Genomic DNA, 26,610 nt, shown 5'->3' on the forward strand with positions numbered 1-26,610 from the left:
GGCTCGCTCCAGATCCTTTCGCGAGCCTCGGATCTGAACCTTGTCAGCTTCGACCGTCACGTCTTCGATGAGTAGCCGAACATAGGCTTGGCGGAGTGCGGGGCTGTCGCCTCGCAGTCCGTCGCTTAGGAGCTTGCCGAATCGGCCAATGACATCCGGCGTAATGCGGCGCTGGCAGGAGGCGAGCTGTCGTTCGAGCGATGCAATGTCGGCGGTGAGCGCAGCAATGCGGTGCCGATGATGGGTCAGGCGCTCGGCAAAGTCCCAATCGCCTGGCGAGGCAAGTCCCTGCTCGACGAGCTCATAAAGCCGGTTGAGCGCGCCCTCGCTGTTGGTCTTGGCAGCGCGGAGCAGTGCAAGCTCCTCACGCCTCCGCTGATCAGACTCGTCGCTCTTCTCCAGAAACGCCGTCAGCAGCTCGGGAAGACGCTCGGGTGCCAGTACTCGCTCCTCGAGCGCGGCGAGAACAATCCCATCCAGCTTCTCCATCCGGATGGAACGGCCCGTGCAGGCAGTCTCGCCCCGCGTGGCTCGCCGTGAGCAGGCATAATAGCGGTACCGACCAGACTTGCCGGTTCGGATGGTCATGGCGCCGCCACAGTCCGGGCACCCACAACGGGCAATACCCGTCAGAAGCGTGGGCCCCGAGACGACCCTCGCGGGTGTCCGTCTCGGGTTACGCTGCCCAAGTCGTGCTTGGACCGTCAGAAACGTCTCTTCGTCGATGATGGATGGGACAGCGATCGGCACCCACTCTTCGCGCGGTCGTCGTTCGCCGCTCCGGGAATCCTTCTGGTTGAAGTAGTGCGTGCCCATGTAGGTCGTACGCCGAAGCACAACGTCCACGTTGGAGACGTGGAAGGGCTTGCCGCGATAGGTATAGTTCCGGCCGTTGAGCCAGGAGACGATCTTCTTGATGCCCATCGGGCCTGAAGAACCGTCGCCCTCCAGATAGAGTGAGAAGATCTTCCGAACGACTGATGCCTCGGCTTCGTCCAGAGCGAGCACCTTCTTATCCTTGTCGCCGCGGCGCTCGGCAATCACGACCTTGTAGCCGAGCGGCGCGACCGCCCCATTCCAGAAGCCATCCCGGGCATTGGCGACCATCGAGCGCCGCACGTGCTTGGCCGTCTCGGCGCTCTGATATTCGTCGAACTTGCTGAGGATGGATCGAACTAGGTCGCCAGTCGCACCCTCGCCAACGTCTTGGGTAATGGAGACCAGGTTCACCTTCGTCTTTGCGAGCTTGCGACGGTAGCGCTCGAACTCGAACTGATCGCGAAAGAAGCGGCTGAAGCTGTGAACGATGATCAAATCGTAAGGCCGCTCACGCGACGTTGCTGCCTCGATCATCGCCTGGAACTGCGGGCGATTGTCATCCGTCGCTGACGCGCCCGGCTCCCGGAACACCTCTGCCAGCTCGATATTACGCGCTTCGCAGTAGGACGTGATCGCAGCCACCTGATCGGCAAGGCTGGTCTCATGTTCAGCCTGCCGATTGGTCGAGACACGCACATAAGCCGCGGCTCGCTGCAAGCTTGCTACAGCTTCAAGGGAAGATGCCGGCTTCGTGACCATAACGCTCCTCAGGAAAACAGCCCGAGAATCTCTCGACTGAGGTATCGGTGAAGCAATGTTACTTCCTCGTCTGTGATGGGAAGGCAAGGTTGCAGGTCGTAGTCTGCGGGATTGTCATTCGCCGCGGTGTTCCTGCCTGGAACAACGGGCAAGAGAGGATCGAGCAATCTACCATCATCGGACGCCTCTGGGGTCTGAGATCCGCTCGTTGAGGCCCGCATTGATCCGGCTAGTGTCATTCAACCCTCCGCTCGTGAGGGTTTCCTGAGGTGACCTGAAAATCAGCCGGCGCAACAGTCCACTGTTGTAAGGGGCGATCTTACAACAGCGATTGCCGGTCCAGCTGACGAATTTTTTTGGGCAGTTAGGCCTGCGGTACAGCCGTGATCACCGTGTCCGGCTGCGGCTTCTTCGTCCTTCCCGGTAGATCGAACGTGAGGAGGCCTTGGGCCTTCATCACATTGAGCAAGTCTTTCGTCTGCGTAAGACGCATTGCGTGAGCTTCCATGACCTCAGCGGCGAGATCGTCGAAGCGCGCAGGGCCGCGCGAGAGCGCTTCCATGATCAAACGTTCGGCCGCGTATCGTTGATTAGCGGACCCGACGCCCCTCGCCTGCTGCTGCGATTCGCTTACCTCCGCGACCGACCAAAATCCCGGCTGGTGGGTCTCTTCTTGGCTGATCGTCGCCCTCGTCTGCATTTCGCTGAGTTCGACCTTCTCGTGAACGTCGCGGAATACCGCGACGCCCTTCCGGGAGTGGGTGCCGAGGACGAGGCGCATCTTGCGGCGGTTCTCGCGAGGTTTGAGGATCGTCATGTCGGGCGCATAAGTTGCCGCGCCGCTGCTTTTGATCTTCTGCTTCAACAGCAGCAGAATGCGCTCCTCGTTGCTGAGGTACGCTGGCAGGGCGTTGAACTCGTCCTTCCAGTCAGGGTCAGCAAGGAACCTGCCGAACGACGCCGCGACGCTCGAAAACCCGGCGTGGCGGTTCACATGCTCGGCCATGAAGTTGAGCAAGAATTCGCCGTTCATCTTTTTCAAGAACGCGAAGACCGGCTCTGATCGAATGTCCCACCCCGTGGGGTCAATGAACGTGAAGGTGAAGCCGTCGCGGCAGGCTCTCGCGATCTCGTCGAGATTGTCTTCGAAGGAGCCGGGAAAGACGTGAATCTCGAACGCGCTGTGCTGCTCAGCGTAGGCGCGAAGACGCTCAACGGCTTCCGGCCGACGCTCGCAGAAGCAGAAGCGGATTTTCAGGCCACGGACGCCATTCTTTCCCAAGTCGGCTCGAACTGCTTCCAAGGTCCGTAATGCCTGATCGAACGAGGCATCGGAACAATCGTCAGTTGTGACGCTCCACGGCCCCGCGAACGCGTCCACGAAGTTGAAGGTGGATGAGCGTCCTTGGAGAGTCTTGTAGGCCGCAGTTTGGAGATATTGCGTCAGGAACTCGTGCTTGATGAACGACTGTTCTCGACCCTGATACTGCTCAAGCTGCGCTGCCAAAGACCGCTCCTCATTGCCGTAGCGATGCTAAGATTGGCTCCGGCACGATCTGCCAAGGGAAGCCATTCCACTCTTCACCATCGAGGAGACGACCGCCGGACTTGGGCCGCGCGCCGCCCCATTGCTTGAAGAAGAACGCAACGCCGTCACGCTCACAGTGCTCTCGGATTTCGGTTGCCCAGCGACCGTCCATCTGCCTTGCGCCGGGTCCACTCTCGCCGCCGACAATCGCCCACGCGATGCCCGACAGGTCCACTTCGCCAATCCGGCCGAGCAGCGGTTCGAAGGAGATAAACCGCGCCTCGGAGTCGATCTGCTTGAGGTGCTCGATCCGGCTCGAGCGCGGTGCATCTTCGACCGACACGCCAAGCCAGATATGGCGCGGGACCGGCTGGTTGCCATAACGGCGGCGCATGTAGTCGCGCATTAAGGAGCTGCGCTTAGTCAGCACTTGGTAGACGTGCCAATCGGCGTCTTCCATCGCGTCGAAAACGCGGTCGATGTGCCTGCGATCAACGTCCTTGTGGAACAGGTCACTCATCGAGTTCACGAAGATCATCCGAGGCCGTCGCCACGCGGCTGGCTGGCCCAAGCGGGAAGGCCATAGGCGCAGGTCGAAGCCTTGCTCGTAAGCATGGCCCGGAATCCCTCGCCAGCGTTCAGCGAAGCGCTCAGCATAGCAGTTGTCGCAGCCGGGACCGATCTTCGTGCAACCCGTCACCGGATTCCACGTCGCGTCTGTCCACTCTATCTCGGAACTCTGTGCCACTTACGCTCCCCGGCCCGCCGCCTAAATACAGCAAAAAATGAACGGCACAAACGGGGAACAGTTGCTGTCGTCCTGATAGCCCGCTTCATGCACCGCGATCACTGCCTATGTAACAGCCATGAAAGACCGACTACCGACAGCCGACGACGTGGTGCTCGGCACGAAAGCAGACCTCGATCAGGTGCTCGGCTGGCTTGAGCGCGAGTACGAGGAGGACGGCGAGGGCTTCTGGTGCAACCGGAACTTGTTCCCGAAGGCCCTCGACGATGAGGACTTCTACGTGATCCGGCAGGGCGGCGAAGCTATCGCATTCCAACTCGGCCACTACTCACCTGACATAGCGAACGTAAGGAAGGACAAGCAGCGGCAAGGCTTCGGCACCGCGCTGCTCAACGCGGCTATCGCTCGCGCCCGCCGCGACAACGTGAACATCCTGGACGTTGAGTGCGCCCCGCGCACGTCGCTGACGTTTTGGGAGAAGCATGGCTTCGAGCGGTATACGGACGGCCCACGGATCAAGGCTCGCCGCATCCTCCAACGGGAAGCCGAACTGCCGTCAGAACTGCCCCGCGTCCCCATCAGGATCGAATTCTATCCCGAGCGCGTGATCTACAGCCGCGACGAGCAGGTTGAGCCGATTGCCATTCAGGAGGTCTCGGGCGCTCGCCTCGACGACGGCGCTGTGATCCTCGAACGCCGCGTGATCTGCTCGGACGACACCGGCCGGAACAACGGCGATCTCGTGATCAAGATCGAGGTTGATGGGGAAGAACGCTACTTCGGAAAGGCGAAGTACGACGACGCGGAGGCGGCGGGCGTCGAGCGAGATTGGAAGGGCGGAGCCTTCTACCTCGACGTGATCGAGCCGCTAGAGGGTTAGCGCTCGCCTTCCTCGATGGCCTCGAAGTAGCTGCTCAACGCCTGCTCGATCGCGCGGTGAATAATCTCCTCGTCGTCGCCTTTCAGCGTCTCACTCCCAACCGCGTGACCAGCATATTTGCCAAGGCCCACTTGGAACTTGCCGTCGCGGATGGAGAAGAAGGCGCTTCGTCCGCGCGCATTGTATTTGCCGCCCCACTTGTTCGGCTGGTCGCCCTTGGCGCAGTAGAACTGGATTTCCGGATGCTGGAGACGCGGGATGGTCGACCAGTTGTCAGTGATGATCACCGGAACACCTTTGGCCTCGAAGCGCCGCTTTGCGTCTTCGAGAACCGGCATGACTTTGGCGATCAGAGCCTCCTTGTCCCGCGCATATTGCGCGTCCCGTGCTTCCTTCTCGCGGCGCTCTTGCTCTGCCTTGTCGACCCGCCTGCGTTCACTATCCCCGCTGACGCGGTCAAACATATCGTCGAAATTCGGCACGCTCACTCCGCGACTTGATGGTGATCCCCGCTGGATTCCAACCAGCGACCTCCTAGTTAACCTCCCAGGTCGGTTTTTGCAGCCCCGTTGCAGGGCTCGTGGTCGGCGTGAAGCAAAACGCTAGGCAAAGCACGCGGGCGAGGCGCGGGGCTGAGCGCTGCGCGGGGTTTCAGCAGCGCGCTAGGTGCATCAAAACGCGTCAGGGACCCTTCTCTCCTGCGTCAGAGGGGAGAGAGGTGCGTCAGAACTGATAGGAAAGACGCGCGGGCGAGGCGCGGGGACAAGCGCCCCGCGGCGGGTTCGCAGTAAGCGCTAATGTCGGCTTTCGACCCATTCGCGACATTGCCGGAGCGTCTGCTTTCGATCCAAAGCAGACATTCGCCGTCCGCCGACCTAGCCGTGAATGGTCTCGCCGCGCTCTAACATGGCGACGTAGTCGGCAATTTTCCTAGCGCGCGTCTCGGGGCGTTTGACGGAGCCGATGCGGTAGAGAATTGCGTATCGGTTCGCGCCCTTCAGCGTTGCAAAGAACTTAGCTGCCTCAGGATTGGCGTCGAGTGCATCCTGAAGATCAGGGGGGATTTTCGCCGAACTTGCCGGCGCATATGCTGCGTCCCACCTGCCATCGGCCTTGGCAGCGTCGACTTGCGCGACACCCGACTTTCGCATCCGGCCTTCGGCGAGCAGCTCCATTGCTCGCTTCTTATTCACCTGAGACCATTTGCTGCGAGCTTTTCGCGGAGTGAAACGCACGAGCCAATATTGGCCGTTGTATTTGTCGAGTTGTCCGTCGATCCACCCGTAACAAAGCGCAACATCTACCGCTTCCGCTTTTGTCAGGCTTGGCGCGCTCGCCGATTTCTTCGGAAGCTTTAGCCATGCCCCAGCAACGTCCGCAGGCTGATCGTCCAGCCACTCTTCAAAACTTGCGGCGTTGCCGAAGGCCAGAACAGGTAAACCGCCGCGATGCTCAGTCACTCGTAGGGAAATAGCCGATTGGCTTATTCTCGCAACCGCTTGACCGTCCGCCTTCGACCCATTGCTGCCGTTAAGGGCGCCTGCCATCGTGCGCTGATGATCGACTGCCCAAGCGCGTATGTGGTCCTGCGGCTAGCACTGTGAATCCGAGCTCCGCGCGCCTTAAAAAATTCCTCACCAGCGAGATGCGCATGTCGCACATCTACCAGCCCCTGATGCTGCGCGAGCTCCTGCTGAATGGTGGAAGAGCCAGCCGAGAGGCCATCGCCCGCGCTATCCTCGAACACGATCCCTCTCAAGTCGAGTATTACGAGCAGGTCGTTCAGAACATGGTCGGCCGCGTACTCACGTCGAAGCCTGATCTCGTTCGACGCGAAGGGCGCGAATACGAGCTGGTGGCAGCGCCAGAGCTTTCTCAAGACGAGCGACGCGAGCTGATCGGGATCTGCGATGAGCAGATCGCTCGCTACCTCGCTGCACGAGGAGCTGCAGTCTGGTCACATCGTCGTCGTCAGGGCCGGATTCTTTCAGGAAGCATCAGATACGAAGTCCTGAAGAGGGCGCGATTCAGATGCGAGCTGTGTGGTGTATCTGCCGATGAGCGTGCTCTCGAGGTCGATCATATCGTCCCGCGCAATCATGGCGGCAGCGATGACATCTCGAACCTGCAGGCGCTCTGCTATACTTGCAACGCCTCGAAGCGTGATCGCGACGACACGGACTTTCGGGATCACAAAAACCTCTACCAGCAACGAGAGTCTGGCTGCTTGTTCTGTGAAACGGCGAGAAGTGGCATCGTCGCAGAGAACGAGCTGGCCTATGTTCGTCGTGATGGCTTCCCTGTCACGCACCTTCACACGCTAGTCATCCCGAAGCGCCACGTCGCAAGCTACCTCGACCTGACGCAACCAGAACTGAATGCGGTGCATCAGCTGAGCGTGTCGCAGAGAACGTCGCTGCAGTCGGAAGACGGGACGATTGCAGGGTTCAACGTCGGCGTGAACGATGGTGCCGCAGCTGGCCAAACGATCATGCACGCCCACTTGCACCTAATTCCTCGCAGGAGTGGTGACGTTGCGCGACCACGTGGAGGCATCAGACACGTCATCCCAGGCCGAGGCGAATATGGATGAAGCGTGCTGGCAGCTTTCGACCCAAAGCATCCATTTGCCGCGGAAGCCTATGGGGAGTGGTAGTTCAGCACGCTCTAGGTGAAGCAAATTGTGGCAATGCGCTTCCTCTCTCATTTCAGGGGAAAAGAAGTGAAGCAAAACCGATAGGAAAAGCAGGCGGGCGAGGCGCGGGGACCAGCGCGGCGTAGCGCGCTAATACCTGACGCCTAATGTCCGCTTTCGACCCAAAGCGGACATTCACGCCTCCTGATGTTAAGCAGGTCGGGGAGGTGCTTCGATGATGAACCGCTGCTCGTCGCTTCCATTCGCGATCGCCGCGGCATTGCTCTGCGGCGCATCGGCAATGGCTCAACCGCATCAGGACGTGCGTGGCTCGGGCGCAAGCAAGCCGCTTGTCCTTCAGCCAACTGATGGGGAGCCGCGAATGCGGCGTCCACCGCCGTCGGCGCTTTCTACGCTGGCCGCGCCATTCCTCATCAAAGTGGATGAGCGCAACGGCGGAGCCAAGGACTTCGTCATCTTCACGGAGGACGTGCCGGTCGGGCAAACTATTTCGCCCCACAGACATCCGCACTCCGAGGAAATCCTCTTCATTCACGCTGGGACAGGCACGGCGTGGCTGGATGGCAAAGAAGCGAAGGTTGGGCCCGGCACCATCATCTTCATGCCGCCGAACACGGGTGTGCGGCTGACGAACGACGGCAAGGAACCTATCTCGCTCATGGCTGTCTTCTCACGTCCCGGCTTCGACAAGTATCAGCGGGACATATCTGTCCCAGCCGGTGAGCCGGCCAAGCCGCTGACCGTCGAGGAGCTAGCCGCTATCCGGGCGCGACATACCGACTCCGTTCTTTACGACCCGGTGCCGTCAAAGCCGCGTTAGCGTCCGCTTTCCACCCGTTGCGGACGTGTCTACCCTCACGGGCATGAGCCAAGGACATCCCGTTCAATGAGCGTCGCATTCCGACGCGAGAGCGACGAGGAGCATCTCGAGCCCAGGTTCGAGCTGCCCATTCCTCCAGGCCCGAACCTCGTAACGCCACGCGGGCTCGCGTTAATCGAAGCGCGTGTCGCCGAACTTGAGGCTCGTCTCGCGGATCCGCTTCCGGAAGAGGAGCGCAATGCCGTGCTGCGAGATGCTCGCTACTGGCACGCCCGCCAAGCCAGCGCTCAGTTGGCACCGGCGCCCTCTGGCGAGACTGTCGCGATTGGTACTTTGGTGACCTACAGGCGCGACAATCAGTCTCGGACTGTTGAGATTGTCGGCCACGACGAGAGCGACCCGGCGACCGCACGCATCGGCTTCAATGCGCCGCTAGTTCGGGCAATGCTTGGCGCTGAGCTGGGCGATGAGATTGAACTCCCCAACGGCCACACCCTCACCATCCTGGCCATCGCCCTCGCCTGACTTACTCCACGCGTTTCCGTCCGCTTTCGACCCATTGCGGACATTGGCTGGCGTCCGGCGTGGGACAATTTTTCAACATTCTTCGAACCGATGTCACATCGGTCGGACCTGTCTCGTCATTTGTTTCGAGCGCCTCGATGCTCGTTACAAGGAGACCGACTATGACCCCCCGCCTCGACAACCCGTCTGCAGTGTTCCCCGCCGGCTTCAAGGCAATGGTCGCGCTCGAGCAAGCGCTGGCCCAAGCGATCGATCCGGAACTGCTGGAACTGGTGAAGTTGCGCGCGTCCCAGATCAATGGCTGCGCCTTCTGCATTTACATGCACACCAGCGACTTGCGTAAGCGTGGAGTGGACGAGATGAAGCTGTACCTGCTCAACGCTTGGCGGGACTCGTACCTCTTTTCAGAGCGCGAGCGGGCGGCGCTGGCGTGGACCGAAGCCCTGACCCGGGTCGCGGATGATGGCGCACCGGACGACGCGTACAACGCGCTCGCCGAACAATTTAGTGAGGAGGAGCGGGTGCAACTGACCTTCGCCATCGGCGCGATCAACGTCTGGAATCGACTTCAGGTCGGCTTCCACGTCGCTCATCCGCCACGTGGCGCAGCGATGCGCGATGCAGCCTGACCAGCGCCTGGCCGTCTTCGAGGCGCAGCGACCGCGGTTGCTGCGCCTCGCTTACCGCATGCTGGGGTCGCTGAGCGAGGCGGAGGACGTCGTCCAGGACGCGTGGCCCCGCTGGGCAGTAGTCAGCGGCGGAGTCGACGTGCCGGCCGCCTATCTCACCCGGATCGTGACTCGCCTGTGCCTCGACCAGCTGAAATCGGCGCGGGCTCGGCGCGAGGAATATGTCGGCGCCTGGTTGCCGGAGCCGCTGTTGCAGCAAGCCGACGAGGAGGCAATTGCCGACGACGTCACCCTGACGCTCATGATGGCCATGGAGAGGCTCTCCCCACTCGAGCGCGCCGCCTTCCTATTGCATGACATTTTCGAAACCCCACTGAACGAAGTGGCGGCCACGCTGGAACGTGAGCCCGCAGCGGTTCGCCAGCTCGCATCTCGCGCCCGCCGCCACGTACGTGAGGCGCGACCCCGCTTTACGCTATCGCCGCAAAGCGCGTCGGAACTCGTGCGCGCCTTTCATGAGGCCAGCACGAAAGGCGACATTAAAATGTTGAGCGGAATCCTTGCGGACGAGGTCGCGGTCTTTTCCGATGGTGGCGGCAAGGTGCTTGCCTTCCGTAACGTCGTCCGCGGCATGGATCGCGTAATCCGCTTGTTCGAGGGGTTGGCGCGAAAGGCTGCCTACCGACCGCGATTGCTATGTAACGTGATGATCGATGGCCTTCCCGGCTTCGTGAGCATCGATCGCGGAGAGGTGCTGCAGACCACGGCGCTGGAAGTCCGAGGCGGAAAGATCACCGCGCTCTACATCGTGCGCAACCCGGATAAGTTGCGTCACGTAGAAGCGTTGCTGGCGGAGCAAACGTCCTGAGGGAGCGGAAGCGGCCGAGCTCGGCGGGAATGTCCGCTTTCCACCCAAACCCGACATTAGCTCCTGCAGCTCTCAAGCGGCGAGAAGCGCCGCGCCGGGACGCTCGGAGCTCCCTCCGGGTGAATGAAATCGAATGACGGACCGTCCTCTCCGTACGCAGAGGGGAAGAAGGTGAATCAAAAGCTACAGGAAAAGCACGCGGGCGAGGCGCGGGGACCAGCGCGGTGCCGACTAGAAATGATCTGAATCATCGCCCGCGCATCGCATGGGTTCATGAAGAAAAACGAGAGATCCGGTGCAGCCAACTACTAATCCCCACCCCATCGGATCATCTCGAAGCCCGCTCACCGGGCAATTTGACGGAAAGAGCTCTGGCCAGGCTTCCCCTTTTCGCTTCGCCGGAGCTCTTGCCGTTATCCATAGGGGCCGCCGGGCTGAGTTGACCTGACAGCCAGTTCGGCGGAAACGCCGACGGATGGCTGCTCCCACAGCAGGATAGAGCGTTGAAGGTTCGGTTCTACGGAAAGCTGGCGGACCTGTTCGGCAGTGAACGGGAGATCGCCGTCGATACGCCTTGCACGGTCGCTGACCTGCGAGACAGGCTGGCCATCGAACATCCCCTCGGCGCAGAATCGCTGCAGCACAAGCGAGTAAGAGCCTGCATCGGCTACGAGATCGCCCGGGACACGGATGTAGTTCCCGACGGAGCGGTGCTCGAGTTCCTGGCACCCGTGTCGGGTGGTTGATGTCAGTCTACGCACGCCTGGAAGACCACCGCCTGGATCCCGCTGCCGAGTTGGATGAACTCACGCGGGTTGCGGGTGGAGATGGCGCGGTCGTTACGTTTGTTGGCCTGGCCAGGGACACCGCTCACGGTGGCCAGCAGGTAGAGAAGCTCGTCCTTGAGCGTCATCCCCATCTCACAACAGCGTCGCTAGAGCAGATTGCATCACACGGGGCCGCGCGCTTCAAGGTCAGCCATGTGCGTGTGGTCCACCGCTGCGGCGACATCCGGCCGGGCGAGGCGATAGTTTTCGCCGGGGCATCCGCAGTGCACCGGCGAGAAGCATTCGAAGCTGTCGACTATCTCATGGATCGCTTGAAGACCGAGGCCGTATTCTGGAAGCGCGAGGAAGGCCCGTCCGGCTCCAGCTGGATCGAGCCTACCGAGAAAGATTATGCGGATCGTGGCCGTTGGGAGTGACACTTGGCGGGAATAGACGAGAGCCTGACCTTTTATCCGCTTCGCATCGCAGTGCTCACGATCTCGGACACGCGTGACGAGCAAACCGACAAGTCGGGCGCACTGCTTGCCGACCGGCTTCAGCAGGCTGGCCACGAGCTTGCCGGCAAGTCCATCGTAAAGGACGAGGTCGAGGCGATCCGGGGCCTGGTCCAGGCGTGGAGCGACGACCCGCAAGTCGACGTGATCATCTCGACGGGCGGTACGGGCTTCGCGCCGCGAGACGTCACTCCCGAAGCCGTAAGGCCACTATTCCGACGGGAAATGGACGGTTTTTCCGTGTTGTTCCACCAGGCGAGCTCCGGCACCGTGGGCCTGTCCACACTCCAGTCCCGCGCCTGCGCCGGACAGATTGACGATACGTTCATCTTCTGCCTGCCCGGATCGAGCGGCGCGTGCCGCGACGGCTGGGACCTCGTGCTTTCGAAGGAGCTCGATAGCCGTTATCGTCCCTGCTCTCTCGCTGGCCAGATTCCACGACTGAGGCACCTTTGCGCATGAGCCAGCTCACGCATCTGGACGAAAGCGGCAGAGTGCGGATGGTCGACGTATCCGACAAGAAGGTGACGGCGCGCACGGCGAGGGCGGTTGGCTCGCTTACTTGTCTGCCTGCAACACTCGATCAGGTGCGGGCAGGAACCACCCCCAAGGGGGCGGTGATCGCCACGGCCGAACTGGCGGGCATCATGGCCGCGAAGCGGACGGCCGAACTCATCCCGCTTTGTCATCCTCTTCCCCTCACGAAGGCCGAGGTCGCGATCGAGATGGACGATGCGATGCCTGGTTTTCGTATCGGAGCAGAGGTCCGGACCAATGGAGTGACGGGCGTCGAGATGGAGGCGCTCACCGCGGTATCCGTTGCGTGCCTGACCCTCTTCGACATGCTCAAGGCAATCGATCGAACCATGATCATCGGCGGCATCGAGGTTGCGGGGAAGAGCGGCGGCAAGTCTGGCGATTGGGACCGGTCCGGCCAATCATGATCAGCTTCGACGAGGCTTTAGAGCGGATCCGCGCTGCAGCTCGGCCGCTCGCAAAGGAAAGCGCCCCGATCGACGGAGCTGCCGGCCGCGTTCTTGCTGCGCCCGTCATTGCGCAAATCGCGTCGCCCCGCTGTGACGTCTCGGCGATGGACGGCTACGCCGTTCGTGAGGCTGACCTGACGGCGCTGCCCGCGCGACTGCAAGTCGTGGGCGAGTCCTTCGCGGGTAGCGGCTGGAGCAGGTCGATCGGCGAGGGCGAATGCGTCCGCATCTTCACCGGAGCGCCAGTGCCCGAAGGAGCCGACCGGGTCGTCATTCAGGAGAACGTACGTCGTGACGGCGAGCACGCGATCATCGAGGAGCAACCCGGAAAGGCCCGGCATATCCGCGAGCGTGGCGGCGACTTCAAATATGGTGACGAGCTTCTCCGGCCCGGCCGAATGCTCGACAAACGAGCCATTGTGGCCGCGGCCGCCGCAGACATCGCCCAAGTCGAAGTCTTCAAACGGCCGCGGGTCTCGATCCTGAGCACAGGCGACGAACTCGCGGAGCCCGGGATGGCCGCGGAGCGGCCCGATGCAATTCCCGAGAGCGTCTCCCTGGGTGTGGCAGCGCTGGTCGGCGAATGGGGCGGTTCCATCGTGAGTCGCCAAAGACTTCGCGACGACCTTTCGTCCATGGAACGAGCCGCCGCTCACGCAATTGCATCTTCGGACCTCGTGCTCGTCACGGGCGGAGCGTCCGTCGGCGAGAAAGACTTCGCCAAGGCGATGTTCGGATCTGCGGCCCTCTCGCTCATCTTCTCGAAGGTCTCCATCAAACCCGGCAAGCCTGTCTGGTTCGGTCGGTCGGGGCGTACGCTGGTGATGGGCCTGCCGGGCAATCCGACCTCGGCACTCGTGACTGCCCGGCTTTTGCTCGCGCCCCTCCTTGCAGGCCTCTCCGGGAGAGAGCCGATGGAGGCGCTACGCTGGCGTTCCGCCACGTTAAAAACAGCGCTCAGGGACTGCGGCGCACGCGAAACGTTCCACCGCGCCCGTTGGAGCGGAAATGACGTGGAGGTGTTCGCCTTCCAGGATTCCAGTGCACAGAAGGTGCTCGCCGACGCCGACCTGCTCGTCCGTCAGAACGCCAATTCGCCGGACATTCACGCGGGCGACGAGATCAGGGCGCTGGACTTCTAACTGGCCCCGGATTGACCGAGATCAATGCGGAAGCCCGCCGGAGCCGTAATCCCAGTGGCATGGCCCTTCCATCGACGTTCGGCCGCCAAGGCCTCTTTGAGCTCAGCCAACAAGCGGATCAGTTCGAGCATCTCGCCGCCTTCATGAGCAGACCCGATGGGCGGGTTCATATGTTGGAGCGAGCGGCGGAATGCCGGGCAAGGGCCGCGTTGATCCAGGCGGCGGCGGGGGCCGGCATGGCAATGCGCCGCCTAAGCGGGACAGGCGCTGATGGACCTGAATTATCTTCTTTATCGACAGCAGGTTGAACGAAGCAGAGCGGATGCGGCGTCGTGCGAGGAAGCTCGCCGAGCGCACGGGCAGCTTGCCGCGCTTTACGAAGAAGCGATCGAAACGATGACAAGTGGGAATGTCTCGTTCCTTGCACGGCCGAAGCATGCGCGGCAGCAACACTGGTCGAGCGAACTTCGCCGGTTGGCGGCAGGTTATTCGGAAAGAGGGGTCAGGCCAGCAGGCGCTCGGCCTCAGCGAGATCCTGTTCCGAATTAATGTTGAAGAAGGGATCGAGCGGATCGACTGGCCAGTCGATGGCCACGTAGCCGACGATCTTAGCGAAACCCTTCAACGATCGACGTCCCGACGCGAGATATTCAGCGAAGGCGTCGAGCCCTTCGGTCCGCCATAAGCCGCAAACCGGGTGTTGATGACCGCCGCTGCAGGCGATCACCGCACGGCTTTGCCCGATCGAATCCAGAAGTCGATCTGCAAGATCGGTGGGCAGAAACGGCATGTCGGCCGGTATGGTCAGAACCGCACTGACGCCCTCGTCACGCGCAAAGCGAAGTGCGGCTACAAGGCCGCCAAGCGGGCCCTCGATTTCTGGATCGTCTCGAACAACGGGGATCCCGATGTTCCCGATTTGCGTCTCGTCCCGGACAGCGACGGCGCAGAGCTTTGAAATGCCAGACGCGTAACACACGGCTCTTTCGAGCAAGCTGACTCCGCCCAGCAATCGCAACGGCTTGTTTCCGCCGATGCGCTTGCCTTCACCGCCGGCGAGAATGACGACAGCGATCTTCACGTAAAGAACAGCTTCATCGCAGCGATCACAAGGACGATCGCCAATCCCTGGAGCAGCCGGCACCGAGGAAGGAGTGAGACGCCCAACCAGGTTCCAAGCAGAGCGCCGGCGAAGACCGATACGACGAGGATCGGCAATTCGGCGGGAAGCCGCTGTACGCTCGCTAGATTGCCGAGGAGGCCAGCCGCCGAATTGAGCACGATGAAGGCCGCCGCGATGCCGGACGTCTTCCGCGCATCTTCCCAGCCGAACAGGATAATCAAGGGGCTCAGAAATATGCCGCCCCCGGTGCCGGTGAGGCCGGCGAGCAGGCCGAGAGCCGCTCCGGCCGGCAGCGTTACTGCCAAAGAAGGTGGATGTGCCGGCCGGGCTGCGAGACGTTCAGGCTGCCAGAACAGGCGCACCGCCGCGAGCAGCAGCATTGCTCCGACGAGCGGCCGGTAAATCGAAGGCGCAAGCTCCATGCTGCCGCCGATGTACGCGGCAGGCACAGCAGTCACCGCAAATGCCGAAAGAATGGGCCAGTCGGTCTGTCCTTTCAAAGCGAAACGCCCGGCAGCGAACGTCGCGACTACCAGATTCAGGGCAAGCGCCGTCGGGCGCATCGTCTCAGGCGCTACCGAAAACAACGCCATGATTGCGAGATAGGCGGATGCACCACCGTGGCCGACGCTTGAATAGAGCGCCGCCGCGACAGCCATTAGCGTCGCAATCCAGACAATCGTCGTTCCGTCCATCGACCCTCCCAGCGCCCAGCCTGTCCTGATCGGACTGCATAGCTTTGCGATAGATCACTTCGACAGTGCGCCATCCCGCCTAGTGGCGCAGAAAGTAACAACAAGTGAGCAGGGGCAATGCGCGTGAACAACCACCTCATTCGGGCGACGGGCGTTCTCCTTGCGCTGCTCGCGCTTTCAACGCCCGCATTCGCCGCTGGAGCGGACAACACTCAAGAACCCGATCACCTGCAAATCAAGCCGATCGTCGACGCGCGACTGCGTTACGAATCCGTCGATCAGGGCCCGCTCGAGGCCGATGCCCTGACGCTGCGCTTGCGTGCAGGCGCGGAAGCGAGGCTCGGAAAATTCTCGATCCTGGCCGAAGGCGAGGGAACGCTGGCGCCCGTCAACGACTACAATGCCTTCCCGTTCGTCATCATCGATGGCCAGCGGCGGCCGCAATTCGCCGTGGTTTCGGATCCGCAGAATGTCGAGCTCAACCGGCTGCAGCTGCAGTACAAGTCGAAGGAGCTCACCGTCACCGCCGGCCGTCAGCGGATCAATCTCGATGACCAGCGATGGGTCGGCTCCGTCGGCTGGCGGCAGAACGAGCAAACATTCGACGCGATCCGAGGCGAAGCGGCAGTCGGACCGGTTTTCCTGGACCTGACCTATGCCATCAGCCAGCGAACCATTTTCGGTGGAGATGCCGGTCCAAGAGCCGCAATCGGCGGCAAGTTCATATTCGCCGGTCTCGGCACCAAGCTCGGCCCGATTCAGGGCAAGCTGTTCAGCTACCTGATCGACTATGACGAAGGCTTCGCGCTGCCGAACAGCAGCCAGACCTACGGCGGATATCTCGCCGGTTCGGTTCCGTTGGGGAAAGCAACGGAGTTCTCACTCCGCGCGAGCTACGCACGCCAGTCGGATTACGGTCGAAATCCATTCGACTATGCCGCCGATTATTGGTCATTCGAAGCGGGAACAAAGCTCGCCGGTTTCAACATCACAGGCGGATGGGAACGGCTTGGCAGCGACAATGGCCGAGCAGTTCAGACGCCGCTCGCCACGCTCCATAAGTTCAACGGCTGGGCGGACCTGTTCCTGACCACTCCGCCCAACGGCCTCGAAGATGCCTATCTCTCGGTCGGACGGACATTCGAGGGTGTCAAAATGCTGCCCGGCCTCAATGCGAATGTCGCCTTCCATCAGTTCGACAGCGCCCGAAGCAATCTCGAATATGGGACGGAGTGGGACGCGTCGGCAGGATTCAAGATCGGCAAGGTTGGCCTGCTGCTGAAGTATGCCAACTATGACGCGAAGGACTTCGGCGCCGACACGCGCAAGCTGTGGCTTCAGGCTGAATGGACTCTGTAGGACCCGCCCCGCCGAACCAACGAGCACCGCCGTCCACTGAGGACGATGCGCGGTGGCGTCAGCTTGGGTACAAGCACGCCAAATACATCCAGCGAATTCAGGCGGTCGAGAGCCTGTCGGACGTGTACCGGGGCAAGGGCGGCTACTGGGAGGACAGCACGGATTACCAGTGGTAAGCCGGCATCTGACGATCTAGCGGACGAAAGACCTCCCCGGCCTAGGCCAATCCGACACTCTCACCCTGCGCCATTGAGCGCAGACCGTCACGGTCGAGGACTTCGACGCGATCCTGAGCCTGAAGGCGGATGAGGCCGCGGCTTCGGAGGTGCGCGAGCATCCGGCTCACGGTTTCCTTGGTGAGCCCAAGATAATCGGCGATGTCGATCCGGCTCATGGGCAGGTCGAAGGTCCTCTCGGGAAGGCCGCTCGCGCGTTCCGCACGCTCGAGGAGCGAGAGGAAGAAGCTCGCCAGACGCTCTGCCGCGGCCTTGCGGCCAAGCAGCACCATCTGCCGCTGCGCCTCCGCCAGCTCGTGCGCGGCCAAGCGGTAGAGCTCCCGCTCGACTTGGGGATGCTCAGCGATAAAGCGATCAAAAGCGTCTCGCGAAAACCACCACAATTCCGTCTCTTCGAGAGCTTCGACCGTAAACGCATATTCCTGGTCGACGCTGACGCCGAGGAAGTCGCCCGGGAACATGAAGCCGGTGATCTGCCGCCGCCCATCGGCCAGGAGCGTATAGAGTTTGAGTGCTCCGTGAGTGACCATGAACACGCGCTTTGCCGGATCGCCCTCGTGAAAGACCGACTGCTCCGGCCGGAGACGTTGCATCGTGCCGAGCCCCCGCATTCCGGCAAGCGTGGGAGCATCGAGGCCGCGGCAGATCGTGATTGGCCGGACGGGACAGTCCGCACACGGATGCCCTTCTGGCAGTGATGTCAGATTACCAGTCGGCACGTAAGGCAAGTTGCTCGTCCTGCTCGGTCACAGCCCGAAATAGCGAATGATCTGGCTCAACATTCAAATAGCTGATCCGGCCTAGCGTTCAATCGTTCCGAATGACTGCGCCAAGAGGATGAATGCCGGATTTGACCGTTGAAGCTGTTGGACTGGACCGGCTGGCCGAGATTTATCCGCTCATCCGCTCGGCAACGCGCGTCAGCCTTGAACGATGGCAGGTATTCGGCAGGGAACTCCTCGCGGGAGACGGCGGCGTGCTTGCCGTAACGGCGCCCGACAACTGCGTTCACGGTGTGGCGGCCTATCGGCCCGTCGGGAACCTACGTCACCAAAAGACCTTGGACGTGGAGGTGATCGTGGCATTCGAACTGCGCGGCGACGACCGCGTCAGGGAGATGCTCTGCCGGGAACTTGAGCGGATCGCAGTCGATCTCAACTGCAGCGCGGTGAACTTGACCGTCAGTGCGCGTACCGCCGAACCGTCGTCACGGGCCCGCGAGGGGCTGGAGCGGCTCGGACTGAAACTCGATACCGCCTGCTTTGTCCGCGAGTTGCCCGGACAGTCGCGCTAGAGCAGAAAATAGACGGCCAGCGCGACGCCGACGACCGTGACGATCAGCCAGACGATCGGCCATCCTTCACCTTCATTTTCCGTTGCCGACGTCGTGTCGATTGGAGCGGGTGACGACTCCGTCGTAGGGTAGATCGTCTCGGTCCCGCTCTTGAGGGCGGGGTTGAGCGGAGTGTCTCTAGGCTCGTCTCTAGATTGCTCGTTCATTCTCATCCCCTTCCTGGATGGAAACGTGGGGAGCGTGCTCGCTGCATCCGCGCACCGTCAAGCGCCAGTGGACCATCGCGAGCAGACATGCCGTCCCTGGATCATCCGTGCTCTTGAGGCTGGACGTCAGAGTCGCCCAGTCCTCTTCCGAAGCGAAACGGTTGAAGTCGGACATGGCCATGCGGACGTAGCCAGTCGGAGTCATGCCCTGCTGGACGGCGGCGCGCTTCACTTCGCCCGCAAGTTGCGGATCCGAGCGTTCGAGCCATGCCTGGAAGCTGCCGGACGAGTTCCGCGCTTCCGCCAGCATGTCCCCAAGCAGCGGCATCAGCTGGTACCCTCGATGCGGATGCCTTCGATGTGGTTGCGAGCAGCCAGATCCGCGACGTACCGGGCCGCACCGATCGACCAACTCCGTGCTTCCAGCATGTCGGCGATACGCTCGCGTACCATGTCGAACGTCATCGTCCGGCCCTCGTTACGGCGGTGCAGTCTCAGGATGTGCCAGCCGAAGCGCGACCTGACCGGCTCCCTGGAGGTCCCGCAGTCAGGAAGTGCCTCCAGCGCTGAATGAATTTCCGGAACGAGCTCGCCGCGTCGGATTTGACCCAGGGACCCGTCCTGCTGCGCCGATGCGCAGCCTGAATGCGCTCGGGCCGCCGCTGCGAACTTCGAAGCATCATCGCCGATCTCGCCGATGATCTTCCGCGCCCTCTCAAACGCCAGAGTCCACGCGTCTTCATCCACGCCGTCAGGCTCGATCAGAATGTGCGCTGCTTCGAAGAGCGTCGGCGTACGAAACCGATCGAGGTTCGCATCGTAATAACGGCGGCACTCAGATTCGCCCGGCTCGACTGGAAGGACCTGCTCTTCGAGAAGGCCGTGGATGAGAGCATCCTCCTCGACCTCGGTGCGGCCAGCCTCGTCCCCTGCCTGGCTAACCGAAATACCCGCCCGACGTGCCTCCTGAAGCAGCAGTTCTCGAACCGCCAAAGCGCGCGCGGCTTCGACCCACGCCGTTTCGGCGTCCGGCGCGGGGTGGTGCTGGATTTCCTGAGCGATCGCTTCCGGCGTAATCTCGACGCCGTTGACGCGGACCTCGCCGAACGTTGGCGGAGGCGGGATCAGAGGCTCGGGACCGCCGCCGCACCCGCCCGTCTCGCACGAACTCATCATCTTCGGCGCCGGCCGTTGCGCCGGATCGCCGAGATTGATCACGTCGAGGCGCCGGCTCATGCGCCCTCCTGCCCGCTTTCCGCCATCTGGCGAAGCACGGTCGGTCCCCCGTAGCTGGGAGCGCCGCCGGCCGGTCCGCGGGTCGGGGAAGCCGCCGCGCCCTTCGCACGCCTCGTCCGCACGATCTGGAAGCCGGGCCGAAGCAGGTACCAGACGGGCGCGCTCCAGATATGGACCAAGCGAGTGAAGGGCGTGATCAGGAACAGAGTCAGGCCAAGGATGATGTGCAGCTTGTAGACGAGCGCGACCTCCTTGATCAGATCGGGCGCTCCCGGATTGAGGGTGAGGATGCCGTTCGCCCAGCGCATGAATTTCACCATCTCGCTCCCGTCGAGGTGCTTCAAAGTCCACCAGGTGGTGAGCAGCCCGAGCGTGAGCTGCGACCAGAGCAGCACCAGGACGAGGATGTCGCCGACTGACGAGCTCTTCCGGATCCGTGGGTCGAACAGCCTTCGATGCAATAGCAGGGTGCATCCGACATACGCGCACAAACCCGCGATCCCGCCGACGACCAATGCCGTGGTCTGCTTGAACGAGTGGCTGACCCCAAGCGCGTCGAAGACGTTGATCGGCGTCAGAAGGCCGATGAAATGGCCGACCAGCAGAACCAGGATGCCCATATGGAAGAGGTTCGAGCCGAGGACCATCTGACGGCGTCGCAGGAACTGGCTCGATTGCGAGCGCCAGCTGTACTGGTTGGAATCGAAACGCAGGATGCTCCCGACGACGAGGACCGTCACCGCGAGATAGGGATACCAGCCAAACGCGAGCTGGTTGATGAAATCCATCATCGTGCAACCTCCTGGTTCACCGGGCGGTTCGAGGCCCTGATCTTGGCGACGACGCCGGTCGGTCCACCCATTTCATGCGCTCCGCCGAGGTTGAAAGAGACGGGCGCCTCTTCCCACTCGGCATCGATATCGGCGGCATCTTCCGCCGGTGTGTTCTCGTCGACCAGTGCGCGAGCATCGGCGTCCACTCGCACTTTCGACAAAGCGATCAGCGCGTGGAAGATCGCTCCGTAAGGCGCTTCCCGCTTGTCGAGACGTTCCGCGAGTGCAGCGAAGACGTGCACGGGCTGAACAAGCATCTCGCGCGCATCCCGTGCCGACAGGCACGACGCATATTCGAGGAACACCGGCACGAAGTCCGGAAGCTCGCTGGCCTCAAGGAAAAAGCCGCTTTCCATATATTGCTGGCCGAGGTCGATCATCGCCTGGCCGCGCTCACGGCTGTCGCCGTGGACGTGCTCGAACAGGTGCAGCGACAATGAGCGCGAGCGGTCGAACAACTCGCTGTAGGCGGATTGCAGGTCTAGAAGCTCCGTCGTTTCGAGCCGCCCCAGAAGCGATTCCAACCTTGCCAGTTCAACAGTGGGCAGTACCCCCTCCGATCGAAGCAGGTGGCGAATCTCGCCGGCATTTTCCTTCAGCTCCGCCGAAGGATAGCCAAGCAAAGCGGCGAGCGATCTCAGGGTCAGCTTCATGAAGAAATGTCCATTCGAGGTTCGCGCTTGGCTCTTGCCTTGTCGGCACCGCCGCCGAACAGGTTGACCTTGGTCCTGCCCTGTGTCCCTTCTCGGAAGCCGAAGCCGGAAGATCCACGCAGCACATAGGCGTCCTCGTCCAGCTCGCGCCGGGCGGTCGGGATCACGTACCGATCTTCATAGGCCGCCAGCGCCATGATCCGGTACATCTCCTCGATCCGGTTGCGCGTCAGGCCCACACGCCCGGGGATGCTCTCGTCGATGCGGCCCTCCACGCTCTTCGCACGCATGTAGGCGCGCATCGCGAGCATCCGCTCAAGCGCGGCTGCAATCGGCTCCTCGTCGCCGGCGGTCAGCAGGTTGGCGAGGTAGCGCAGCGGAATGCGCAATGACCGCACGTCGGGCATTCCGTCCTGCACCGACATCTTGCCGGCCTCGGCCGCCGACTGGATCGGCGACAGCGGCGGGACGTACCAGACCATCGGTAAAGTCCGGTATTCCGGGTGCAGCGGGAAGGCGATCTTCCACTCGACGGCCATTTTGTAGACGGGCGAGCGCATTGCCGCTTCGAGCCATTGGTCGGTAATGCCTTCGGCGCGTGCGGCTTCCTGCACCGCGACGTCGTTAGGATCGAGGAATACGTCCAACTGAGCCGGGTACAGGTCCTTCGGATCCTCGACCGAAGCCGCGGCCTCGATCCTGTCGGCATCGTAGAGGACCACTCCAAGGTATCGGATTCTGCCGACGCAGGTTTCCGAGCATACCGTTGGCTGGCCCGTCTCGATGCGCGGGTAGCAGAAGATACACTTCTCCGACTTTCCGCTCGACCAGTTGTAATAGATCTTTTTGTAGGGGCAGCCCGACACGCACATCCGCCAGCCGCGGCACTTCTCCTGGTCGATGAGGACGATGCCGTCTTCCGCCCTCTTGTAGATCGCGCCTGACGGGCAGGACGCGAGGCATGCCGGGTTCAGGCAGTGCTCGCACAACCTCGGCAGGTACATCATGAACGTCTTTTCGAACTGGCCGTAGATTTCCTTCTCGACGCCTTCGAAATTGTAGTCGCAGCTCCTTTTCTCGAACTCGCCGCCGAGCATGTCTTCCCAGTTACCGCTCCACTCGATCTTGTTGAGCTTTTCGCCGGTGACCAGCGATCGTGGCCTCGCTGTAGGCTGCGCCTGAAGCTCCGGCGCATTCTGCAGCCATTCGTATTCGAACGTGTACGGCTCGTAGAAATCGTCAATCTCGGGCAGGTGCGGATTGGCGAAGATCTTCGACAGGATGCGCCATTTCGCGCCCTGCCGCGGAACGATCTTGCCGTTCTTCTTGCGGACCCAGCCGCCCTTCCAGCGCTCCTGGTTCTCCCAGTCCTTGGGGTAGCCGATGCCGGGCTTCGTCTCGACGTTGTTGAACCAGACGTATTCGACGCCTTCTCGGTTGGTCCAGACGTTCTTGCAGGTGATCGAGCAGGTGTGACAGCCGATGCACTTGTCGAGGTTCAGGACCATGGCGATCTGTGCGCGGACCTTCATCGCGCCACCTCCTTTCGGGAGGCTTGATCGCTTCTGACGCCGGTTCCCCAGTCCGCGGTCCCGCCCTCGACGTTCATCGCGTCGTCGGCCGCCTTGTCGAACCAGTTCACCTGGCTCATCTTCCTGACGATCACGAACTCGTCGCGGTTGGCGCCGACGGTCCCGTAATAGTTGAAGCCGTAGGCAAGCTGGACGTAGCCGCCGATCATGTGCGTCGGCTTCATGTTGATGCGCGTGACGCTGTTGTGGATGCCGCCGCGCTGACCGGTGATTTCAGATCCGACCGTGTTCGTCAGCTTTTCCTGGGCGTGATACATGATCGCCGAACCGGGCATGATGCGCTGCGACACGATCGCCCGGGCGGTCAGCGCGCCGTTGACGTTGAACACCTCGATCCAGTCATTGTCGACGATCCCCGCCGACTTCGCATCATCCTCGCTGATCCAGACGGTCGGCCCGCCCCGGTTCAGGCTGAGCATGATGAGGTTCTCGGTATAGGTCGAATGGATGCCCCACTTCTGGTGCGGCGTGAGGATGTTGAGCAGGATCTCCGTGTTTCCGTTCGGCAACTTGCCGAGAACCTGCCGAACCGTCTTCGTGTCGATCGGCGGCCGCCAGGTGACGAAGCCTTCGCCGAACGCGCGCATCCAGTGATGATCCTGGTAGAGTTGCTGCCGACCGGTGAGCGTGCGCCATGGGATCAGCTCGTGCACGTTGGTGTAACCGGCGTTGTAACAGACGTGCTCGCTCTCGAGCCCCGACCAGATCGGCGACGAGATGATCTTGCGCGGTTGGGCAGCGACGTCGCGGAAACGGATCTTTTCCTCTTCCTTGCCCTCGGCAAGATGGGAGTGGTCGCGACCGGTGACCTTGGCCAGCGCTTCCCAGGCCTTCACTGCAACCTCGCCGTTCGTTTCCGGCGCCAGCATCAGGATCGTCTCGCAGGCGTCGATATCGGAATCGATCTTCGGCCGCCCCTCGGTCGTTCCCTCGAGAACGCGGCCGTTGAGATCGCCAAGAAGTTCGACCTCATGCTTCGTGTCCCAGTTGAGGCCCTTGGCGCCGTTGCCGAGCTTTTCGAGCAGCGGCCCCATCGAGGTGAAGCGCGCGAACGTCTCCGGATAATTCCGCTCGACCAGAGCCACGTTCGGCATGGTCTTGCCGGGACTCGGTTCGCATTCCCCTTTCAGCCAGTCCTTGGGCTCATAAGGTTGCGCGAGCTCTCCCGGAGTGTCGTGCTGAATCGGGGTCATCACGAGGTCGTGCTCAACCCCGAGAACCTCGGGAGCGACGTCGGAGAACTTCTTCGCGATCTCGCGGAAGATGTTCCAGTCGCTCTTGGTCTCCCAAGCCGGGTCCACCGCCGCTGAAAGCGGGTGGATGAACGGGTGCATGTCCGACGTGTTGAGGTCGTGCTTTTCGTACCATGTGGCAGTCGGAAGCACGACATCGGAGTATATGCTGGTGGTCGACATCCGGAAGTCGATGTTGACCATGAGGTCGAGCTTTCCGACCGGCGCGTCTTCGCGCCAGACGACGTCTTTAGGCCGCTCAAGACCTGCCGCTTCCTCGTCAGTGCCGATGACACCATGCATCGATCCGACGAGATGCTTGAGGAAATATTCATGGCCCTTGCCGCTCGCTCCGAGAACGTTCGATCGCCAGAAGAACATGTTGCGCGGCCAGTTGACGGGATTGTCGGGATCGAGGCTGGCGGGCTTCAATTCGCCTGACTTGAATGCACCGGCAATCGCCTGAGCCGGATCGGCGCCTGACTCTTTCAGCCTGTTGCCCCATTCGATCGGGTTGGCGTCGAACTGGGGCGCCGACGGGAGCCAGCCCATTCGCTCGGCTTTCGCGTTGTAATCGAGCAGGCTGCCGGACCAGTCGCCTTCCGGCGCAAGCGGCGACAGAATCTCCGACATTTTCAGGGACTCATACCGCCACTGATCGGTGTGCGCGTAGAAGAAGCTGGTGCCGTTCATCTGCCTCGGCGGCCGGGTCCAGTCGAGGCCGAACGCCAGCGGCAGCCAGCCGGTCTGCGGACGAAGTTTTTCCTGTCCGACATAGTGCGACCAGCCGCCGCCGGACTGGCCGATGCATCCGCACATCACGAGCAGCGAGATGATCCCGCGATAGCTCATGTCCATGTGGTACCAGTGGTTCAGGCCGGCCCCGAGGATCACCATGGAGCGGCCCTTGGTGATCTCGGCATTGGACGCGAACTCGCGCGCGACCTGGATGATCGCTTGTCGAGGCACTCCGGTGACCTTCTCGGCCCATGCCGGCGAGAATGGAACGTCGTCGTCGAAACTCTTGGCGACATTGTCTCCGCCGAACCCTCGATCGACGCCGTAGTTGGCGCAGAACAGGTCGAAGACGGTCGCGACGTAACCCTTGCTGCCGTCGGCGAACTTCAGTTCCTTGACGGGCACGTTGCGCATCAGCACGTCATCATGCTCGGTTGCGACGAAGTCGTGCGGAGCGTCGGCGCCGAAATAGGGGAAAGCCACCGGTTCGATTGAGTCATGGTCTTCCGCGAGCGTCACCCGCAGCCTGACGCCCTTGCCTCCCTCGTCTATCTCCTCGAGGTTCCACTTGCCCGGGTCGCCCCACCGATGACCTGCGGCCCCTGCCGGTACGACCAGCTTGCCGGTCAGCTCGTCATAGGCGACGCATTTCCAGTCCGGGTTGTTGGTTTTCGCGATCTTGCCGCCAAAATCGGCTGCCCGGACGAAACGGTCCGCAACGAGCCTGCCCTCCCGTTCGACCAGCTTCACGAGCAGCGGAAAGTCTGAGTATTTCCGAGTGTACCCCTCGAAATATTCCACCTGCCGGTCGATGTGGAACTCGCGCAGGACGACATGGCCCAAGGCGAGCGCCAGCGCCGCGTCGGTGCCCTGCTTCGGATGGAGCCACATGTCGGAGAATTTCGCGGCCTCGTTGTAGTCCGGAGCGATGACGACACTCTTGGCGCCGCGGTATCGCACCTCCGAATAGAAATGCGCGTCGGGCGCGCGCGTCATCGGGATGTTCGAGCCCCACACGAGCAGGAAGCCGGCATTGTACCAGTCGGCGCTTTCCGGAACGTCGGTCTGCTCGCCCCAGGTTTGCGGGCTCGACGGCGGCAGATCGCAATACCAATCGTAGAAGCTCAGGAGGTTGCCGCCGATGAGGGACAGGTACCTGCTGCCCGCCGCGTAGGAGATCATCGACATCGCCGGGATCGGCGAAAAGCCCGCCACCCGGTCCGGACCATATTCCTTGATCGTATAAGCATTGGCGGCCGCGATCAGCTCGGTCACCTCGTCCCAGCCGACCCGTACGAACCCGCCGCGTCCGCGCTTCGACACCCAGTCGCGGCGCTTCTCCGTATCCTGGACGATCGACTTCCACGCGGCGACCGGAGTCATCGTCTTGCGCGCCTCCCGCCAGTGGCGAACCAGCCTCGCGCGGACGAGCGGATATTTGATGCGCGTGCCTGAGTAGAGATACCAGCTGTAGCTAGCCCCACGCGGGCAACCCCGAGGCTCGTGGTTCGGCAGGTCGGGCCGGGTCCGCGGATAATCGGTCTGCTGGGTCTCCCAGGTAACGATGCCGCCCTTGACGTAGATCTTCCACGAGCAGGAACCGGTGCAGTTCACGCCATGCGTCGAGCGCACGATCTTGTCCGCCGCCCAGCGCTTCCGATACGCATCTTCCCAATCGCGCGCCTCGTCCGTCGTGATCCCGTGACCATCGGAGAATTTCTCCTGTGTCCGGCGGAAGTAGGTCAGGCGGTCGAGAAAATGACTCATGCGA

Annotated in this window: 29 protein-coding genes and 2 pseudogenes; 15 read left to right on the forward strand and 16 right to left on the reverse strand. The window is 62.0% G+C overall.

All coding sequences use genetic code 11. The annotated features are described in order from the left end of the window. Window positions 1-240 precede the first annotated feature (240 nt). Window positions 241-540 (forward strand): hypothetical protein, encoded by a 300-nt coding sequence (locus ABD928_RS02480; RefSeq protein ID WP_345165737.1) that lies wholly within the window; start codon window positions 241-243, stop codon window positions 538-540. Here the strand turns inward: ABD928_RS02480 and ABD928_RS15355 are convergent. From ABD928_RS15355 to ABD928_RS02490, 3 genes and pseudogenes are all read right to left on the reverse strand, one after another. Beyond that, window positions 514-1,578 (reverse strand): annotated as a pseudogene (locus tag ABD928_RS15355) (recombinase family protein); the annotation flags it as partial. The gene ABD928_RS02480 and the pseudogene ABD928_RS15355 sit on opposite strands and share 27 nt — an antisense overlap. A gap of 364 nt (window positions 1,579-1,942) precedes the next feature. Further along, window positions 1,943-3,085 (reverse strand): three-Cys-motif partner protein TcmP, encoded by a 1,143-nt coding sequence (gene tcmP / locus ABD928_RS02485; RefSeq protein ID WP_345165740.1) that lies wholly within the window; start codon window positions 3,083-3,085, stop codon window positions 1,943-1,945. 10 nt (window positions 3,086-3,095) lie between these two features. After that, window positions 3,096-3,854: a DUF5131 family protein gene (locus ABD928_RS02490; protein WP_345165743.1), complete on the reverse strand. Its 759-nt coding sequence runs from the start codon at window positions 3,852-3,854 to the stop codon at window positions 3,096-3,098. Between the two features lie 118 nt (window positions 3,855-3,972). Between ABD928_RS02490 and ABD928_RS02495 the strand changes: the two genes are divergently transcribed. Beyond that, window positions 3,973-4,734, forward strand: a complete 762-nt coding sequence (locus tag ABD928_RS02495) for a GNAT family N-acetyltransferase (protein WP_345165747.1) — start codon at window positions 3,973-3,975, stop codon at window positions 4,732-4,734. Here ABD928_RS02495 and ABD928_RS02500 read toward each other — a convergent pair. Both ABD928_RS02500 and ABD928_RS02505 read right to left on the reverse strand, forming a co-directional pair. Further along, window positions 4,731-5,222: a hypothetical protein gene (locus ABD928_RS02500; protein WP_345165749.1), complete on the reverse strand. Its 492-nt coding sequence runs from the start codon at window positions 5,220-5,222 to the stop codon at window positions 4,731-4,733. The two genes, ABD928_RS02495 and ABD928_RS02500, sit on opposite strands and share 4 nt — an antisense overlap. 387 nt (window positions 5,223-5,609) lie before the next feature. Next, the gene (locus tag ABD928_RS02505) at window positions 5,610-6,194 is read right to left on the reverse strand and encodes a YdeI/OmpD-associated family protein (protein WP_345165753.1); all 585 of its coding nucleotides are present in this window, start codon (window positions 6,192-6,194) and stop codon (window positions 5,610-5,612) included. A 191-nt stretch (window positions 6,195-6,385) separates the two neighbouring features. Between ABD928_RS02505 and ABD928_RS02510 the strand changes: the two genes are divergently transcribed. The 10 genes from ABD928_RS02510 (at window position 6,386) to ABD928_RS02555 (ending at window position 13,642) form a co-directional block, all read left to right on the forward strand. Next, complete coding sequence (locus ABD928_RS02510; RefSeq protein ID WP_345165756.1) at window positions 6,386-7,327, forward strand: HIT domain-containing protein; 942 nt, start codon at window positions 6,386-6,388, stop codon at window positions 7,325-7,327. A 424-nt stretch (window positions 7,328-7,751) separates the two neighbouring features. Then, complete coding sequence (locus ABD928_RS02515; RefSeq protein ID WP_187714314.1) at window positions 7,752-8,210, forward strand: cupin domain-containing protein; 459 nt, start codon at window positions 7,752-7,754, stop codon at window positions 8,208-8,210. Window positions 8,211-8,276: 66 nt separating this feature from the next. Next, window positions 8,277-8,735, forward strand: a complete 459-nt coding sequence (locus ABD928_RS02520) for a GreA/GreB family elongation factor (RefSeq protein ID WP_187714315.1) — start codon at window positions 8,277-8,279, stop codon at window positions 8,733-8,735. 161 nt (window positions 8,736-8,896) lie between these two features. Continuing rightward, window positions 8,897-9,364, forward strand: a complete 468-nt coding sequence (locus ABD928_RS02525) for a carboxymuconolactone decarboxylase family protein (protein WP_345165762.1) — start codon at window positions 8,897-8,899, stop codon at window positions 9,362-9,364. Then, complete coding sequence (locus ABD928_RS02530) at window positions 9,354-10,232, forward strand: sigma-70 family RNA polymerase sigma factor (protein ID WP_345170133.1); 879 nt, start codon at window positions 9,354-9,356, stop codon at window positions 10,230-10,232. The genes ABD928_RS02525 and ABD928_RS02530 overlap by 11 nt, the downstream gene beginning before the upstream one ends. 503 nt (window positions 10,233-10,735) lie before the next feature. Continuing rightward, window positions 10,736-10,978, forward strand: coding sequence for a MoaD/ThiS family protein (locus tag ABD928_RS02535; protein WP_345165765.1), 243 nt, complete (start codon window positions 10,736-10,738; stop codon window positions 10,976-10,978). Next, window positions 10,978-11,436, forward strand: coding sequence for a molybdenum cofactor biosynthesis protein MoaE (locus ABD928_RS02540; RefSeq protein WP_345165768.1), 459 nt, complete (start codon window positions 10,978-10,980; stop codon window positions 11,434-11,436). Before ABD928_RS02535 ends, ABD928_RS02540 begins: the two co-directional genes overlap by 1 nt. Before the next feature lie 3 nt (window positions 11,437-11,439). After that, window positions 11,440-11,976, forward strand: coding sequence for a molybdenum cofactor biosynthesis protein B (moaB, locus tag ABD928_RS02545; RefSeq protein ID WP_345165770.1), 537 nt, complete (start codon window positions 11,440-11,442; stop codon window positions 11,974-11,976). Further along, window positions 11,973-12,458 carry a cyclic pyranopterin monophosphate synthase MoaC gene (gene moaC, locus ABD928_RS02550; protein WP_345165774.1) on the forward strand — a complete coding sequence of 162 codons (486 nt, stop codon included), beginning with the start codon at window positions 11,973-11,975 and terminating at the stop codon, window positions 12,456-12,458. The genes moaB and moaC overlap by 4 nt, the downstream gene beginning before the upstream one ends. Next, window positions 12,455-13,642: a molybdopterin molybdotransferase MoeA gene (locus ABD928_RS02555; RefSeq protein WP_345165777.1), complete on the forward strand. Its 1,188-nt coding sequence runs from the start codon at window positions 12,455-12,457 to the stop codon at window positions 13,640-13,642. The genes moaC and ABD928_RS02555 overlap by 4 nt, the downstream gene beginning before the upstream one ends. Here the strand turns inward: ABD928_RS02555 and ABD928_RS02560 are convergent. The 3 genes from ABD928_RS02560 to ABD928_RS02570 form a co-directional block, all read right to left on the reverse strand. Next, on the reverse strand, window positions 13,639-13,773 hold the full coding sequence (locus ABD928_RS02560) for a hypothetical protein (RefSeq protein WP_345165780.1): 135 nt from the start codon (window positions 13,771-13,773) through the stop codon (window positions 13,639-13,641). The two genes, ABD928_RS02555 and ABD928_RS02560, sit on opposite strands and share 4 nt — an antisense overlap. A 371-nt stretch (window positions 13,774-14,144) precedes the next feature. Next, window positions 14,145-14,723: a molybdenum cofactor guanylyltransferase gene (gene mobA, locus ABD928_RS02565; protein WP_187714317.1), complete on the reverse strand. Its 579-nt coding sequence runs from the start codon at window positions 14,721-14,723 to the stop codon at window positions 14,145-14,147. Beyond that, window positions 14,720-15,460 carry a sulfite exporter TauE/SafE family protein gene (locus ABD928_RS02570; RefSeq protein ID WP_345165784.1) on the reverse strand — a complete coding sequence of 247 codons (741 nt, stop codon included), beginning with the start codon at window positions 15,458-15,460 and terminating at the stop codon, window positions 14,720-14,722. Before ABD928_RS02570 ends, mobA begins: the two co-directional genes overlap by 4 nt. A gap of 117 nt (window positions 15,461-15,577) precedes the next feature. Between ABD928_RS02570 and ABD928_RS02575 the strand changes: the two genes are divergently transcribed. Beyond that, a complete protein-coding gene (locus ABD928_RS02575; RefSeq protein WP_187714320.1) occupies window positions 15,578-16,819 on the forward strand; it encodes an alginate export family protein in 1,242 nt (413 codons plus the stop codon). A 56-nt stretch (window positions 16,820-16,875) separates the two neighbouring features. After that, a pseudogene (locus ABD928_RS02580) lies at window positions 16,876-16,995 on the forward strand (molybdopterin-binding protein); the annotation flags it as partial. A gap of 41 nt (window positions 16,996-17,036) precedes the next feature. On the opposite strand, the gene ABD928_RS02585 reads toward ABD928_RS02580, so the two are convergent. Beyond that, on the reverse strand, window positions 17,037-17,648 hold the full coding sequence (locus ABD928_RS02585; RefSeq protein WP_187714321.1) for a helix-turn-helix domain-containing protein: 612 nt from the start codon (window positions 17,646-17,648) through the stop codon (window positions 17,037-17,039). A gap of 248 nt (window positions 17,649-17,896) precedes the next feature. On the opposite strand from ABD928_RS02585, the gene ABD928_RS02590 reads away from it, so the two are divergent. Further along, the gene (locus ABD928_RS02590) at window positions 17,897-18,349 is read left to right on the forward strand and encodes a hypothetical protein (RefSeq protein ID WP_187714322.1); all 453 of its coding nucleotides are present in this window, start codon (window positions 17,897-17,899) and stop codon (window positions 18,347-18,349) included. Here the strand turns inward: ABD928_RS02590 and ABD928_RS02595 are convergent. Genes ABD928_RS02595 through ABD928_RS02625 form a run of 7 tightly spaced genes read right to left on the reverse strand, consistent with a single transcriptional unit; the run spans window position 18,346 to window position 26,606 of the window. Continuing rightward, a complete protein-coding gene (locus ABD928_RS02595; protein ID WP_345165790.1) occupies window positions 18,346-18,555 on the reverse strand; it encodes a hypothetical protein in 210 nt (69 codons plus the stop codon). The genes ABD928_RS02590 and ABD928_RS02595 overlap by 4 nt on opposite strands. Then, on the reverse strand, window positions 18,539-18,883 hold the full coding sequence (locus tag ABD928_RS02600; protein WP_345165793.1) for a hypothetical protein: 345 nt from the start codon (window positions 18,881-18,883) through the stop codon (window positions 18,539-18,541). Before ABD928_RS02600 ends, ABD928_RS02595 begins: the two co-directional genes overlap by 17 nt. Further along, complete coding sequence (locus ABD928_RS02605) at window positions 18,883-19,791, reverse strand: peptidylprolyl isomerase (RefSeq protein WP_345165796.1); 909 nt, start codon at window positions 19,789-19,791, stop codon at window positions 18,883-18,885. The genes ABD928_RS02600 and ABD928_RS02605 overlap by 1 nt, the downstream gene beginning before the upstream one ends. Continuing rightward, window positions 19,788-20,582, reverse strand: coding sequence for a respiratory nitrate reductase subunit gamma (narI, locus tag ABD928_RS02610; RefSeq protein WP_187714325.1), 795 nt, complete (start codon window positions 20,580-20,582; stop codon window positions 19,788-19,790). The genes ABD928_RS02605 and narI overlap by 4 nt, the downstream gene beginning before the upstream one ends. Continuing rightward, window positions 20,579-21,277 (reverse strand): nitrate reductase molybdenum cofactor assembly chaperone, encoded by a 699-nt coding sequence (gene narJ, locus ABD928_RS02615; RefSeq protein WP_187714326.1) that lies wholly within the window; start codon window positions 21,275-21,277, stop codon window positions 20,579-20,581. Before narJ ends, narI begins: the two co-directional genes overlap by 4 nt. Next, window positions 21,274-22,809 carry a nitrate reductase subunit beta gene (gene narH / locus ABD928_RS02620; protein WP_345165802.1) on the reverse strand — a complete coding sequence of 512 codons (1,536 nt, stop codon included), beginning with the start codon at window positions 22,807-22,809 and terminating at the stop codon, window positions 21,274-21,276. The genes narJ and narH overlap by 4 nt, the downstream gene beginning before the upstream one ends. After that, entirely contained in the window at window positions 22,806-26,606 is a 3,801-nt protein-coding gene (locus tag ABD928_RS02625) for a nitrate reductase subunit alpha (RefSeq protein ID WP_345165806.1), read from the reverse strand. Before ABD928_RS02625 ends, narH begins: the two co-directional genes overlap by 4 nt. Between the last annotated feature and the right edge of the window lie 4 nt (window positions 26,607-26,610).

Origin of the sequence: Sphingomonas daechungensis, assembly GCF_039543105.1 — a bacterium.
Lineage (GTDB): Bacteria > Pseudomonadota > Alphaproteobacteria > Sphingomonadales > Sphingomonadaceae > Sphingomicrobium > Sphingomicrobium daechungense.

Bases quoted from the DNA above. Each gene is read 5' to 3' on its own strand.
- ABD928_RS02480 (WP_345165737.1), top strand. From the start codon at position 241: ATGGGTCAGGCGCTCGGCAAAGTCCCAATCGCCTGGCGAGGCAAGTCC.
- ABD928_RS02495 (WP_345165747.1), top strand. From the start codon at position 3,973: ATGAAAGACCGACTACCGACAGCCGACGACGTGGTGCTCGGCACGAAA.
- ABD928_RS02510 (WP_345165756.1), top strand. From the start codon at position 6,386: ATGTCGCACATCTACCAGCCCCTGATGCTGCGCGAGCTCCTGCTGAAT.
- ABD928_RS02515 (WP_187714314.1), top strand. From the start codon at position 7,752: ATGCGGCGTCCACCGCCGTCGGCGCTTTCTACGCTGGCCGCGCCATTC.
- ABD928_RS02520 (WP_187714315.1), top strand. From the start codon at position 8,277: ATGAGCGTCGCATTCCGACGCGAGAGCGACGAGGAGCATCTCGAGCCC.
- ABD928_RS02525 (WP_345165762.1), top strand. From the start codon at position 8,897: ATGACCCCCCGCCTCGACAACCCGTCTGCAGTGTTCCCCGCCGGCTTC.
- ABD928_RS02530 (WP_345170133.1), top strand. From the start codon at position 9,354: ATGCAGCCTGACCAGCGCCTGGCCGTCTTCGAGGCGCAGCGACCGCGG.
- ABD928_RS02540 (WP_345165768.1), top strand. From the start codon at position 10,978: ATGTCAGTCTACGCACGCCTGGAAGACCACCGCCTGGATCCCGCTGCC.
- moaC (WP_345165774.1), top strand. From the start codon at position 11,973: ATGAGCCAGCTCACGCATCTGGACGAAAGCGGCAGAGTGCGGATGGTC.
- ABD928_RS02555 (WP_345165777.1), top strand. From the start codon at position 12,455: ATGATCAGCTTCGACGAGGCTTTAGAGCGGATCCGCGCTGCAGCTCGG.
- ABD928_RS02560 (WP_345165780.1), bottom strand. From the start codon at position 13,773: ATGCTCGAACTGATCCGCTTGTTGGCTGAGCTCAAAGAGGCCTTGGCG.
- ABD928_RS02570 (WP_345165784.1), bottom strand. From the start codon at position 15,460: ATGGACGGAACGACGATTGTCTGGATTGCGACGCTAATGGCTGTCGCG.
- ABD928_RS02575 (WP_187714320.1), top strand. From the start codon at position 15,578: ATGCGCGTGAACAACCACCTCATTCGGGCGACGGGCGTTCTCCTTGCG.
- ABD928_RS02585 (WP_187714321.1), bottom strand. From the start codon at position 17,648: ATGCAACGTCTCCGGCCGGAGCAGTCGGTCTTTCACGAGGGCGATCCG.
- ABD928_RS02590 (WP_187714322.1), top strand. From the start codon at position 17,897: ATGCCGGATTTGACCGTTGAAGCTGTTGGACTGGACCGGCTGGCCGAG.
- ABD928_RS02595 (WP_345165790.1), bottom strand. From the start codon at position 18,555: ATGAACGAGCAATCTAGAGACGAGCCTAGAGACACTCCGCTCAACCCC.
- ABD928_RS02600 (WP_345165793.1), bottom strand. From the start codon at position 18,883: ATGCCGCTGCTTGGGGACATGCTGGCGGAAGCGCGGAACTCGTCCGGC.
- ABD928_RS02605 (WP_345165796.1), bottom strand. From the start codon at position 19,791: ATGAGCCGGCGCCTCGACGTGATCAATCTCGGCGATCCGGCGCAACGG.
- narI (WP_187714325.1), bottom strand. From the start codon at position 20,582: ATGATGGATTTCATCAACCAGCTCGCGTTTGGCTGGTATCCCTATCTC.
- narJ (WP_187714326.1), bottom strand. From the start codon at position 21,277: ATGAAGCTGACCCTGAGATCGCTCGCCGCTTTGCTTGGCTATCCTTCG.
- narH (WP_345165802.1), bottom strand. From the start codon at position 22,809: ATGAAGGTCCGCGCACAGATCGCCATGGTCCTGAACCTCGACAAGTGC.
- ABD928_RS02625 (WP_345165806.1), bottom strand. From the start codon at position 26,606: ATGAGTCATTTTCTCGACCGCCTGACCTACTTCCGCCGGACACAGGAG.